Origin of the sequence: Pseudomonas sp. NPDC012596, from assembly GCF_042902325.1 — a bacterium.
Classification (GTDB): domain Bacteria; phylum Pseudomonadota; class Gammaproteobacteria; order Pseudomonadales; family Pseudomonadaceae; genus Aquipseudomonas.
Genome location: NZ_JBIBEB010000024.1, coordinates 85,325 through 97,688, shown reverse-complemented (window position 1 = coordinate 97,688; position 12,364 = coordinate 85,325). Strand labels below are relative to the sequence as shown.

Genomic DNA, 12,364 nt, shown 5'->3' with positions numbered 1-12,364 from the left:
TAGGCTGTAATCGCTGTGAGCTTGAATTGCTCGGTGTACTTACCCATAGATCCCCCAAGGGTTGGATTGGTGTCCAACTTCTTGGGGGCAGTCCAGGCACAGCGGTGATCTCACTGTGGGAGCCGGCTTGCCGGCGATGGGGCCAGTAAAGGCAAAAAAAAACCCGGCCATCGAGGCCGGGCAGGTACACCCAAAGGAGCAAACAAGGTGTCAGGGTTGGGAATGCGTTGAAGCTCAGGCCACCGCGGCCAGCTTGGCCTTGGCCTGGTTCAGGCCTTTCTCGTGGAAGTCGCCGCTCATGTTCAGGCCTTCGGCATGGATGAAGTTCACATCGTGGATGCCGATGAATGCCATTACCTGGCGCAGGTACGGTTCCTGGTGGTCGCTGGTGGCACCGGCGTGGATGCCGCCACGGGCAGTCAGGACGATGGCGCGCTTGCCAGTCAGCAGGCCTTGTGGGCCGGTTGGGGTGTACTTGAAGGTGATGCCGGCACGCAGCACGTGGTCCAGCCAGGCCTTCAGGGTGCTCGGGATGGTGAAGTTGTACATCGGCGCAGCCATCACCAGTACATCGGCGGCCAGCAACTCATCGGTCAATTCGTTGGAACGCGCCAGTGCGTCCAGCTCGGCGGCGCTGCGCTGTTCTTCAGGCTTCATCCAGCCACCCAGCAGGTTGGCGTCCAGGTGCGGCACCGGGGTGACGGCCAGGTCGCGTACGGTGATTTCGTCAGCCGGGTGCGCCGCTTGCCACTGCTCGATGAAGTCCCGGGTCAGTTGACGGGATACGGAATCCTGCTGGCGGGCGCTGCTTTCGATGATCAGTACGCGGGACATGGGGTGCCTCCATCGGCAAATAGGGTGCGATTCGATGGAGGGAAGATTAAGGCTTGACCTATCGATAAAAAAGCGTAAAAAGTGGGTTCAATCTATCGATTAATCCGTTTTATTGCGCTTTGCAGTCCAGCGCAATGCGCAGCTTGATGATCTGCCGGTTGAATTTGGCCGTTACATCCACGCTCTGGCCGGCCGGCACATTCACCCGGCGCACCCGTGGCGCCTCCGGGCCATTGCGGAACGTCACCTTGCAGGCCGCCGGCACTTGCCCATAGTTGTTCAGGGTAATGGCACCGATGTCGTAGGCGGTGTCGTAGGCGTTGTAGTCCAGCTTGACCCCGGTCAGTTCCTTCTCCACATCAATGGGGTAAGCCATGGCCCCAAGGGGCAGGCACAGCAAAATTGCCGCACAACATTTTTTCATGGGGCGCTCTCCTTGTGAGAGCGCAGCTTAGGACAACAGGAGCCAAAGATGAAAGCGCCGCGCGTAACCCTGGATCAGTGGCGGACCCTGCAGGCAGTGGTCGATCACGGCGGGTTTGCCCAGGCCGCCGAAGCCCTGCACCGGTCGCAGTCGTCGGTCAGCTACACGGTGGCGCGCATGCAGGAGCAGCTGGGCGTGCCGCTGCTGCGCATCGATGGCCGCAAGGCCGTGCTGACCGAGGCCGGCAATGTGCTGCTGCGCCGCTCGCGGCACCTGGTGAAGCAGGCCAGCCAGCTCGAAGACCTGGCCCACCACATGGAACAGGGCTGGGAAGCCGAAGTGCGCGTGGTGGTCGATGCCGCCTACCCCAGCGCCCGCCTGGTGCGCGCCCTGGCCGCGTTCATGCCGCAAAGCCGCGGTTGCCGGGTGCGCCTGCGTGAGGAGGTGCTGTCGGGGGTCGAAGAAGTGATGCACGAAGGCATCGCCGACCTTGCCATCAGCAGCTACAGCATAGGCGGCTACCTGGGCACGGAATTGAGCGCGGTAGAGTTCGTCGCCGTCGCCCACCCCGAGCACAGCCTGCACCGCCTGGGCCGGGAGATTACCTTCCAGGACCTGGAAAGCCAGCTGCAGGTGGTGATTCGCGACTCGGGCCGCGCCCAGCCGCGCGATGTCGGCTGGCTGGGCGCCGAACAGCGCTGGACCGTCGGCAGCCTGGGCACCGCCACTACCTTCGTCAGCAGCGGCCTGGGTTTTGCCTGGCTGCCGCGGCACATGATCGAGCGCGAGCTGCGCGATGGCGTGCTCAAGCCGTTGCCGCTCGATCAGGGTGGCAGCCGCCACCCACTGTTCTACCTTTATTCGAGCAAAGAGAAGACCCTGGGCCCGGCCACGCAGATTCTCATCGACCTGCTGCGCAATTTCGACACCGCGCCCCTGGACGTGCCCTTCGCAGCCCCCCCGCAAGCCTGAGAGGACCGCGCCCATGGCCTATTTCGAACATGAAGGATGCTCGCTGCATTATCAGGAATACGGCCAGGGCGAACCCCTGGTGCTGCTGCACGGTCTGGGCTCCAGCAGCCAGGACTGGGAGCTGCAAGTACCCGAACTGAGCCGCCAGTACCGGGTGATCCTCATGGACATCCGCGGCCACGGCCGCTCCGACAAGCCCCGTGACGGCTACCAGATCGCCACCTTCAGCGCCGACCTGCTGGCACTGCTCGAGCACCTGCAGACAGGCCCCGTGCACTTCGTGGGGCTGTCCATGGGCGGCATGGTGGGCTTTCAGTTTGCCGTCGACCACCCGCAATGGCTGCGCAGCCTGTGCATCGTCAACAGCGCCCCCGAGGTCAAGCGCCGCACCCGCAGCGACTGGGTGTGGTGGGCCAAGCGCTGGGGCATGGCGCGCATCCTCAGTGTCGAAACGGTGGGCAAGGGCCTGGCCGAGCGGCTGTTCCCCAAGCCCGAACAGGCCAACTTGCGCCAAAAGATGGCCGAGCGCTGGGCGCGCAACGACAAACGCGCCTACCTCAAGAGCTTCGACGCCATCGTCGACTGGGGCGTGCAGGAACGCATCGGGCAGATTCGCTGTCCCACGCTGGTGATCGCCGCCGACCACGATTACACCCCGATACACCTTAAAGAGCGTTACGTGGCCCTGATACCCCAGGCAAAGCTGGTAGTCATCGACGATTCCCGGCACGCTACGCCCCTCGATCAACCCGAGGTCTTCAACCAGACTTTGCTGCAGTTCCTCGCAGCCGCTTCCACCTCTCAAGGATCATTGAGCCCATGCTGAAAAAACTCCTGCTCACCGCCTGCTCGGTCGCGTTCGCCACCAGCGTCATGGCCTCCGACAAGACCCCTCACGTGTTGCTGGACACCAGCTTCGGTCAGGTCGAAATCGAGCTCAATGCCGAGAAGGCGCCGATCAGTACCAAGAACTTCCTCGCGTACGTGGACAGCGGCTTCTACAACAACACCATCTTCCACCGCGTAATCCCGGGCTTCATGGTGCAAGGCGGTGGTTTTACCGAGCAGATGAACCAGAAGCCAACCAATGACCCGATCCGCAACGAAGCCGGCAACGGCCTCCTGAACACCCGCGGCACGCTGTCGATGGCCCGCACCTCCGACCCGAACTCGGCCACCAGCCAGTTCTTCATCAACGTGGCCGACAACGACTTCCTCAACCCCGGCCGTGACCGTGGTTACGCGGTGTTCGGCAAAGTCACCAAGGGCATGGAAGTGGTCGACCAGATCGTCAATTCCCCCACCACCGTGAAGAAAGGCATGCGCGATGTGCCGGCCGACCCGGTGTTCATCAAGTCTGCCAAACGCATCGACTGACCGCAGGCTTCACAAGGACGTGAAACCGCCTGAGGGTCGGGTTGAACAGGAGTGTTGTCACCCATGCTGTACCGCCGTTTCGAGCAACTGATCGACATCTTCCGCGACGCGCCCAGCGAGTCGCCACCCACCCAGGTGTGGCCGTTCTACCTCTATTACCTGCGCCAGGTGTGGCCGAGTTTTCTCGCCCTGCTGGTGGTCGGCCTGGTCGCCTCGCTGATTGAGGTGGCGATGTTCAGCTACCTCAGCCGCATCATCGACCTGGCCCAGGGCACACCCAATGCCAACTTCTTCAGCGAGCACAGCGGCGAGCTGATGTGGATGCTGGTGGTGGTCCTGCTGCTGCGGCCAATCTTCTTCGGCCTGCACGACCTGTTGGTGCACCAGACCATCAACCCCGGCATGACCAGCCTGATCCGCTGGCAAAACCACACCTACGTGCTCAAGCAGAGCCTGAATTTCTTCCAGAGCGACTTCGCCGGGCGCATTGCCCAGCGCATCATGCAAACCGGCAACTCGCTGCGTGACTCGGCGGTGCAGGCGGTGGACGCGCTGTGGCACGTGCTGATCTACGCGATCACCTCGCTGGTGCTGTTCGCCGAGGCCGATTGGCGGCTGATGCTGCCGCTGCTGATCTGGATCGCCGGCTACGTGGCCGCGCTGTTCTACTTCGTGCCACGGGTGAAGGAACGCTCGGTGATTTCGTCCGATGCCCGCTCCAAGCTGATGGGGCGCATCGTCGACGGCTACACCAACATCGCCACCCTCAAGCTGTTCGCCCACACCGACTACGAACAGCAGTACGCCCGTGAGGCGATCCGCGAGCAAACCGAAAAAACCCAGCTGGCCTCACGGGTGATCACCAGCATGGACGTGGTCATCACCACCCTCAACGGCTTGCTGGTGGTCACCACCACAGGCCTGGCCCTGTGGCTGTGGAGCCAATCGCTGATCACCGTGGGTGCCATTGCCCTGGCCACGGGCCTGGTGATCCGCATCGTCAACATGTCGGGCTGGATCATGTGGGTGGTCAACGGCATCTTCGAGAACATCGGCATGGTCCAGGACGGCCTGCAGACCATCGCCCAGCCGGTCACCGTGACGGACAAGCCCCATGCAGCGCCGCTGAAAGTCAGCCGTGGCGCCGTGCGTTTCGATGACGTCGACTTCCATTACGGCAAGGCGCGCAACGTGATCGAAGCGCTGAACCTGGACATCCGCCCGGGCGAGAAAATCGGCCTGATCGGGCCTTCGGGCGCCGGCAAATCGACCCTCGTCAACCTGCTGCTGCGGCTTTACGACGTGCAGGGCGGGCGCATCCTGATCGACGGCCAGGACATCGCTGAAGTGACCCAGGCCAGCCTGCGCGCGCAGATCGGCATGATCACCCAGGACACCTCGCTGCTGCACCGCTCGATCCGCGACAACCTGCTGTACGGGCGCCCCGACGCCAGCGAGGCGGAGTTGCGCGAGGCCGTGCGCCGGGCGCGTGCCGACGAGTTCATCCCGCAACTGTCGGATGCCCAGGGCCGCACCGGCTTCGATGCGCATGTGGGTGAGCGTGGGGTCAAGCTGTCCGGTGGCCAGCGCCAGCGCATCGCGATTGCCCGGGTACTGCTGAAGAACGCGCCGATCCTGATCATGGACGAGGCCACCTCAGCGCTGGACTCCGAAGTTGAAGCGGCAATCCAGGAAAGCCTGGAAACCCTGATGCAAGGCAAGACGGTGATCGCCATCGCCCACCGCCTGTCGACCATTGCGCGGATGGACCGCCTGGTGGTGCTGGACCAAGGGCACATCGTCGAAAGTGGCAGCCACAGCGAACTGCTGGAACAGCAAGGGTTGTACGCCCGCTTGTGGCATCACCAGACCGGTGGCTTCGTCGGCGTGGATTGACGCCACGCCTGCCCTTCAGCTTTTAAGGCCGGTGCCAGCGTGCTGGAGGAAGGCCTGGGCACGTGAGTCCTGCCCATAGGCGACATTGATGCGCAGCCACTCGCTGGCAGCGCCTTCGAAGTCGAAGGCGCTGCCCGGGGTGAGCAGCACGTCATGCTGCAAGGCCAGTTGCTCAAGGCTGGCGAAGTCGCGCCCCGGCACCCGCGCCCAGACGAACATGCCGCCGTAAGGCTCGCAGAACACCTGCCAACCGTACTGTTCGAGCTGCCCCAGCAGCTTGGCCATGTGCTGGGCCAGGCGCCCCCTCAACCGCTGGGTGCTTTTGCGGTAGCTGCCGCTGGCGAGCATCTGCCCCACCACCTGTTCGGCGAAGCGCGAGGTGCCGATGCCGCTGACCATTTTCAGCTCGGCCAGTTGCGCCAGCAGCGGCGGGTCGGCCACCAGGTAACCGACCCGCAGCGAACTGCTCAGGGTCTTGGAGAAGCTGGCCATGTAGATCACCCGTTGCTCGCTGTCGAGGGTGGCCAGGCGTGTGGCTGGCCCGTCCTGGAAGTCGGCGTAGATATCGTCCTCGACGATGCGCAGGTCGTGCTCACGGGCCAGCTCCAGCAGGCGGTAGGCCACTTTGGGCGCCAGGCTGGTGCCGGTCGGGTTCTGATACAGGCTGTTGACGAACAGGCAGCGGGGCCGGTGCTGCGCCAGCAAGCGCTCAAGCACGTCGATGTCGGGCCCCGCCACCGTGCGCGGCACCGGCAGCATGCGCACCTGGTGCTGGCGCAGCAGGTTGTAGAGGTTGTAGTAGCCGGGGTTTTCTACCAGCACGGTGTCGCCTGGGCGCAGCAGCGTGCGCACCAGCAGGTCGAGGCCATGGCTGGCGCCCTGGGTGGTGAGGATGCGCTCGGGGGCGGCGGCGATGTCCAGCCGCGCCAGGCGCTTGTGCAGCTGCAGGCGCAGGCTGGCCAGGCCCAGGGGTGGGCAGTAGTCAAACAAGTCCTGCGGGTTGCCGCGGCTGACCTGGCGGATGGCCTGCGCCAGTTCGGCGTCCGCCCGCCAGGCGCTGGGCAGCCAGCCGCAGCCGAGTTTGAGCAACTGATCATGGCCTTCGCGAAATTGGCGCCAGCTGCCATTACCGCTTTCGTCCCACACCGGCGCGTCGTCCGCGGCCATGGCGGATTTGCGCTCAGCGACGAAGAAGCCGGTGCCGTGCCGGGCTTCGAGCCAGCCGCTGGCGACCAGGCGATCGTAAGCTTCGATCACGCAAGAGGCGCTGACGGCCTGGTCGCGTGCCAGCGCACGAATCGATGGCAAGCGCGCGCCGGGGCGCAGGCGCTGCTGTTCGATCCAGGCTTGCAGGTGGTCGGTGAGCTGCTTTACCAGGGGGGTTGGGCTATGGCGGTCCAGGGGAAGGTGCATGGGCTTGGTGTTTGGTAGTTTTGAGCGAACAGTTAAGCATAAATAGGATTGTGGTGTGCCTTGTTGAGGGTTCGGCTTGGCAGCACTGTTGGCAGTACCGGCCCTATCGCCGGCAAGCCGGCTCCCACAGTGTCCTCAGGCGCCTGGGCCATTGGACTGCCCCCAGGGTTGGATTGGTGTCCAACTTGTTGGGGGCAGTCCAGAATCCTCAGGCGCCTGGGCCATTGTGGGAGCCGGCTTGCCGGCGATAGGGCCGGTACTCACAACCCCGAAACCAGGACCCTGCCATGCCCCCGCGCTCCAACCCTGCCCTGCTGGCCTTTGCGCTGTGCCTGATCACCCTGGCAGTCAACCTGCAGGCCCCGCTGTACATCACCTACGCCGACCTCTCCGGCCAAGGTGCCGCCGCCACAGCAGTGGCCTTTTCCGCTTATGTGGTAGGTGTGCTCCCCGTGCTGCTGGCCCTGGGCGGCCTGGCCGACCGGGTTGGGCGGCGGCCGTTGATAATCGCCGCACTGTTGCTGTCGATGCTGGCTACTCTGCTCATGCTGGTGGCACCAGGCCTTCAGACGCTGGCCCTGGCGCGACTGGTGCTGGGCTTGGGTACCGGCCTGGCCACAGCCACTGCAACGGCCTATATGGGCGAATTGATGGGTGGCGCCAGCAGCGCCCGCGCCGCCAACTGGGTGACCGCGAGCACCTCGCTGGGCTTTGGCCTGGGTGCGGCGCTGACCAGCCTGTTCCTGCTGCGCGGGCCCAGCCTGACACCCGGCAGTTTTCATCTGCAACTGGTGCTGGCTGGCATCGCCCTGATACTGACCTGGCGCCTGCCCGACCCACGCCCGGCACAACGTGGCGCCATGCTGCGCCTGCCCTTCTATCCACGCGGCAGCGCGGTGTATGGCCTGGCGATTCTGCTGGCCTGGGCCGGCACCGGCCTGGTCATCGCCTTGCTGCCGGGCATACTGCGCCAGCATGGCCTGAGCGCCTGGTCGGGTTTTTCGACGTTCTGCGTCACCAGCTGCGGCCTGCTGTTCCAGCCCCTGGCGCGGCGCATGGCCAGCACCAAGGCCACGTTGCTGGGCCTGGCAATACTGCCGTGCAGCTATGCACTGCTGGCCTGGGGCGCCAACGCAGGGCAGCTGGGCGCCGTGCTGCTGGGCGCGGTGGCGGCCAGTAGCGCCTGCTATGGCTTTATTTACCTGGGCGGGCTGGCGGCGGTGAACCAGCTGGCGGGCAGCGAGAAAACCCGGGCCAGTGCCGGGTTCTTCCTGCTCGCCTACCTGGGGTTCAGCGTCCCGGTGATCTTCACTGGGGTACTGAGTGATCGGCTGGGGTCGGGGATGGCGTTGCTGATGTTCGGGGGTGTGCTGTTGCTGGGGTGTGCAGCTGTGGCACTGGCCTTGGTAGTGTCCGCTCGCGACAGCGCCGACAGCGCCCCCCTCAGATTGCAGTAGCCCCACCATCTACCGTCAGGCTATGCCCGGTGGTAAAAGCGGCACCATCGCTGCACAGGTACAGCACGGCGCTGGCGATCTCCTCGACCTTGCCGATACGCCCGACCGGGTGCATCGCCGCAGCGAACTCGGCCTTGCGCGGGTCGGCCTCGTAGGCCCGGCGGAACATGTCGGTGTCGATTACCGCCGGGCACACCGCGTTCACGCGGATGCCTTTCTTGGCATATTCGATGGCCGCCGACTTGGTCAGGCCGATCACCGCATGCTTTGAAGCGCTGTAGATGCTCATCTTCGGCGCTGCGCCCAAACCGGCCACCGAGGCGGTATTGACGATCGCCCCACCACCCTGGGCCAGCAGCAGGGGCAGCTGGTACTTCATGCACAGCCAGACGCCCTTCACATTGACGCCCATGATGGCGTCGAACTCCGCCTCGCTGCCCTCTGCCAGGCGGCCCTGCTCGATCTCGATACCGGCATTGTTGTAGGCGTAGTCCAGGCGGCCATAGGCCTGGATGGCCTGTTCGTGCAAGTGACGCACATCAGCGTCCTTGGTCACGTCGCAGGCCACGAACAGCGCTTGGCCACCGGCTTGTTGAATCAGGGCCGCCGTGGCCTCGCCGCCAACGGGATCGAGGTCGGCCACCACCACTTTCAGGCCCTCCCGGGCGAACGCCAGTGCCGTCGCCCGGCCGATGCCTGCTGCGCCGCCGGTGACCAGGGCTACCTGGCCGGAAAAGGTCATGCTCATCGTTAGCTCCAAGCGGATAAAAGTTAAAAGCGGGCTATTGCCTGTGTGTGGGAGCGGCACATGGCTGCTCCCACACATAACAGGCCGCGGGTTTGACCAGAGTCTAGTCAGCCACTCATCCAACTGGGCAGCATCATCAGCCCAGCGGTTGGGCTACCATGCTTTCCAGTGATTTTGCAGACCAACCGGCATCACCGCGTTAAATTGCCTACTTAGCCTCTTGCCCTCAAGGACCCTGCCATGACCCAGACCAACCGCCGCTTCCTGCTCGCCAAACGCCCCGTCGGCGCCGTACGCCGTGACGACTTCACCTTCGAGACCGTACCCGCGCAGGCCCCCGCCGATGGCCAGATCCAGGTGCGCAACCTGTACCTGTCGCTGGACCCGGCCATGCGCGGCTGGATGAATGAAGGCAAGTCGTACATCCCGCCCGTGGGCCTCGGCCAAGTGATGCGCGCCCTCGGCGTGGGCGAAGTGGTTGCCTCCAACCACCCCGACTTCAAGCCCGGCGACCACGTCAGCGGCGCCCTCGGTGTACAGGACTACTTCACCGGTGAGCCCCAGGGCCTGCACAAGATCGACCCCAAGCTCGCCCCCCTGCCCCGCTACCTGTCGGCCCTGGGCATGACCGGCATGACCGCTTATTTCGCGCTGCTCGATGTGGGCCAGCCCAAGGCCGGTGAAACCGTGGTCATCTCCGGCGCTGCGGGCGCGGTCGGCAGCATCGTCGGCCAGATCGCCAAGCTCAAAGGCTGCCGCGTAGTCGGCATCGCCGGCGGCGCGCAGAAATGCCAGTACCTCAAGGACGAACTGGGCTTTGACGGCGTCATCGACTACAAGGCCGAAGACGTGCTGGCCGGCCTCAAGCGCGAGTGCCCACAAGGCGTTGATGTGTACTTCGACAACGTTGGCGGCGAGATCCTAGATGCGGTGCTCACCCGCATCAACTTCAAGGCCCGCATCGTCATCTGCGGCGCGATCAGCCAGTACAACAACAAGGAAGCGGTCAAAGGCCCGGCCAACTACCTGGCGCTGCTGGTGAACCGTGCGCGCATGGAAGGCTTTGTGGTGATGGACCACGCCAAGGAGTACGGCAAGGCAGCGCAGGAAATCGCCGGCTGGCTGGCCACTGGCAAGGTCAAGAGCAAGGAGGATGTGGTGGAAGGGCTGGAGACCTTCCCCGAGACATTGCTCAAGCTGTTCAGCGGCGAGAACTTTGGCAAGTTGGTGCTGAAGGTCTGAGGATGCTGTAAGGCTGTGCCGACGCTTCCCCTATTCAACTTCAGCGGGGGGCCTGTGAGAGCGGGCTTGCACCCGCGAAAGCGTCGGCACAGGCAGCCGAGATCTTGTAAGATTGCCCATCGCCACTGAATCAGTGACAGGGATTTACAGAGAAGACCATGATCAAGATCACCCCAACCATCGAGTGCTCCAACTCCGCCCCGTTCGTCCTTTTTGGCGGCATCAACGTCCTCGAGTCCGAAGACCTTGCCCTGAAGGCCTGTGAAGAATACGTGCGCGTCACTCAGAAGCTGGGCATCCCCTACGTCTTCAAAGCCAGCTTCGACAAGGCCAACCGCTCGTCCATCCACTCCTACCGTGGCCCTGGCATGGAAGAAGGCCTGCGCATCTTCGAAAAGGTGAAGGCCGAATTCGGCGTGCCGATCATCACCGACGTGCATGAAATCTACCAATGCGCCCCAGTCGCCGAAGTGGTCGACGTACTGCAGCTGCCCGCCTTCCTGGCCCGCCAGACCGACCTGGTGGTCGCCCTGGCCAAGACCGGCAAGCCGGTCAACATCAAGAAGCCGCAGTTCCTCAGCCCTTCGCAGATGCAGAACATCGTGCACAAGTTCAAGGAAGCCGGTAACGACCAGCTGATCCTCTGCGACCGCGGCACCTGCATGGGCTACGACAACCTGGTGGTCGACATGCTCGGCTTCGGCGTGATGAAGCGCACCTGCGACAACCTGCCGATCATCTTCGACGTGACCCACGCCCTGCAGAACCGCGACCCGTCGGGCGCTGCTTCCGGTGGCCGCCGCGAACAGGTCGTCGACCTGGCACGCGCGGGCATGGCCGTTGGCCTGGCTGGCCTGTTCCTGGAAGCGCACCCCAACCCGGACCAAGCCAAGTGCGACGGCCCAAGCGCCCTGCCGCTGGACAAGCTGGAGCCGTTCCTGGCCCAGATCAAGGCACTGGACGACCTAATCAAAGGCTTCCAGCCACTGGTCATTGCCTGATCCAAGGGCAACAAAAAGGGCCGACATGCGCACTGCATGTCGGCCCTTTTTTTATCCCGCAAGCCCAGCTTTATTGCCCAAAACTTCAGAACCTGTCGCGATCCTTGTAGGAGCGGGCTTGCCCGCGATCACCGGCAAAGCCGGTGCCATTCACCGCACCGCCTGCTTCGCGGGCAAGCCCGCTCCCACAGATATTGCGGCGCCCTCTATCAGCCGCGAATTTCCGCCACCACCGCCGCCAGGGCCTGCGCAGGGTCTGCCGCCTGGCTGATCGGGCGACCGATTACCAGATAGTCGGAACCGGCATCCAGTGCCTGGCGCGGGGTCAGGATGCGGCGCTGGTCATCCTGGGCGCTGCCGGCCGGGCGGATACCCGGTGTCACCAGTTGCAGCGACGGGTGTGCCGCCTTCAAGGCCGTGGCTTCCAGCGCCGAGCACACCAGCCCGTCCATGCCAGCCTTCTCGGCCAGTGCAGCCAGGCGCAGCACTTGCTCCTGCGGGTCGATATCCAGGCCGATGCCGGCCAGGTCTTCACGCTCCATGCTGGTAAGCACCGTCACGCCGATCAGCAACGGCTGTGGGCCGCTGCGCTGGGCCAGCACTTCACGGCAGGCCGACATCATGCGCAGGCCGCCCGAGCAATGCACGTTGACCATCCACACGCCCATTTCGGCCGCCGCTTTCACCGCCATGGCGGTGGTGTTGGGGATGTCGTGGAACTTGAGGTCGAGGAACACCTCGAAGCCCTTCGCACACAACGTTTCGACAATGCCCGAAGCACTGCTGGTGAACAGCTCCTTGCCCACCTTGACCCGGCACAGGGCAGGGTCGAGCTGGTCGGCCAGCTTCAGGGCGGCTTCACGGGTTGGGAAATCCAGGGCGACGATCAGGGGCGTCTGGCAGGCGGACATGGTCGGGTCTCTTGGCAAGTCGAAAACGGCGCGCATTGTAAACGAAGTGGCGGTGCCTTTGGGGGCCGTGGGTCACTAGAATTGGCCCG

12 protein-coding genes are annotated in these 12,364 nt (G+C 64.2%); 7 read left to right on the top strand and 5 right to left on the bottom strand.

The annotated features are described in order from the left end of the window. Nucleotides 1-234: 234 nt before the first annotated feature. Entirely contained in the window at nt 235-834 is a 600-nt protein-coding gene (locus tag ACFY68_RS23990) for an FMN-dependent NADH-azoreductase (RefSeq protein ID WP_387532581.1), read from the bottom strand. Nucleotides 835-943: 109 nt separating this feature from the next. Next, nucleotides 944-1,258: a 3-phosphoglycerate kinase gene (locus tag ACFY68_RS23985; protein WP_387532578.1), complete on the bottom strand. Its 315-nt coding sequence runs from the start codon at nt 1,256-1,258 to the stop codon at nt 944-946. Nucleotides 1,259-1,306: 48 nt separating this feature from the next. Between ACFY68_RS23985 and ACFY68_RS23980 the strand changes: the two genes are divergently transcribed. The 4 genes from ACFY68_RS23980 to ACFY68_RS23965 all read left to right on the top strand — a co-directional run bounded on the left by ACFY68_RS23980 (nt 1,307) and on the right by ACFY68_RS23965 (nt 5,503). Then, nucleotides 1,307-2,230: a LysR family transcriptional regulator gene (locus ACFY68_RS23980; protein WP_387532576.1), complete on the top strand. Its 924-nt coding sequence runs from the start codon at nt 1,307-1,309 to the stop codon at nt 2,228-2,230. 13 nt (nt 2,231-2,243) lie between these two features. Further along, nucleotides 2,244-3,056 carry an alpha/beta fold hydrolase gene (locus ACFY68_RS23975; RefSeq protein WP_387532573.1) on the top strand — a complete coding sequence of 271 codons (813 nt, stop codon included), beginning with the start codon at nt 2,244-2,246 and terminating at the stop codon, nt 3,054-3,056. Next, the gene (locus tag ACFY68_RS23970; RefSeq protein ID WP_346615202.1) at nt 3,050-3,607 is read left to right on the top strand and encodes a peptidylprolyl isomerase; all 558 of its coding nucleotides are present in this window, start codon (nt 3,050-3,052) and stop codon (nt 3,605-3,607) included. Before ACFY68_RS23975 ends, ACFY68_RS23970 begins: the two co-directional genes overlap by 7 nt. Before the next feature lie 63 nt (nt 3,608-3,670). Continuing rightward, nucleotides 3,671-5,503, top strand: coding sequence for an ABC transporter ATP-binding protein (locus ACFY68_RS23965; protein WP_387532569.1), 1,833 nt, complete (start codon nt 3,671-3,673; stop codon nt 5,501-5,503). Nucleotides 5,504-5,518: 15 nt separating this feature from the next. On the opposite strand, the gene ACFY68_RS23960 is transcribed toward ACFY68_RS23965, so the two are convergent. Further along, complete coding sequence (locus tag ACFY68_RS23960) at nt 5,519-6,916, bottom strand: PLP-dependent aminotransferase family protein (protein WP_387532566.1); 1,398 nt, start codon at nt 6,914-6,916, stop codon at nt 5,519-5,521. Between the two features lie 287 nt (nt 6,917-7,203). Here ACFY68_RS23960 and ACFY68_RS23955 point away from each other — a divergent pair, with 287 nt between their 5' ends. Then, entirely contained in the window at nt 7,204-8,373 is a 1,170-nt protein-coding gene (locus ACFY68_RS23955; protein ID WP_387532563.1) for an MFS transporter, read from the top strand. Here ACFY68_RS23955 and ACFY68_RS23950 read toward each other — a convergent pair. Next, complete coding sequence (locus ACFY68_RS23950; protein ID WP_387532560.1) at nt 8,360-9,121, bottom strand: SDR family oxidoreductase; 762 nt, start codon at nt 9,119-9,121, stop codon at nt 8,360-8,362. The genes ACFY68_RS23955 and ACFY68_RS23950 overlap by 14 nt on opposite strands. Before the next feature lie 240 nt (nt 9,122-9,361). Between ACFY68_RS23950 and ACFY68_RS23945 the strand changes: the two genes are divergently transcribed. Continuing rightward, nucleotides 9,362-10,363 carry an NADP-dependent oxidoreductase gene (locus tag ACFY68_RS23945; protein WP_387532557.1) on the top strand — a complete coding sequence of 334 codons (1,002 nt, stop codon included), beginning with the start codon at nt 9,362-9,364 and terminating at the stop codon, nt 10,361-10,363. A 158-nt stretch (nt 10,364-10,521) separates the two neighbouring features. Then, nucleotides 10,522-11,364: a 3-deoxy-8-phosphooctulonate synthase gene (gene kdsA, locus ACFY68_RS23940; protein WP_346615208.1), complete on the top strand. Its 843-nt coding sequence runs from the start codon at nt 10,522-10,524 to the stop codon at nt 11,362-11,364. Nucleotides 11,365-11,573: 209 nt separating this feature from the next. Here the strand turns inward: kdsA and pyrF are convergent, their stop codons facing one another. Continuing rightward, nucleotides 11,574-12,275: an orotidine-5'-phosphate decarboxylase gene (pyrF, locus tag ACFY68_RS23935; RefSeq protein WP_346615209.1), complete on the bottom strand. Its 702-nt coding sequence runs from the start codon at nt 12,273-12,275 to the stop codon at nt 11,574-11,576. Between the last annotated feature and the right edge of the window lie 89 nt (nt 12,276-12,364).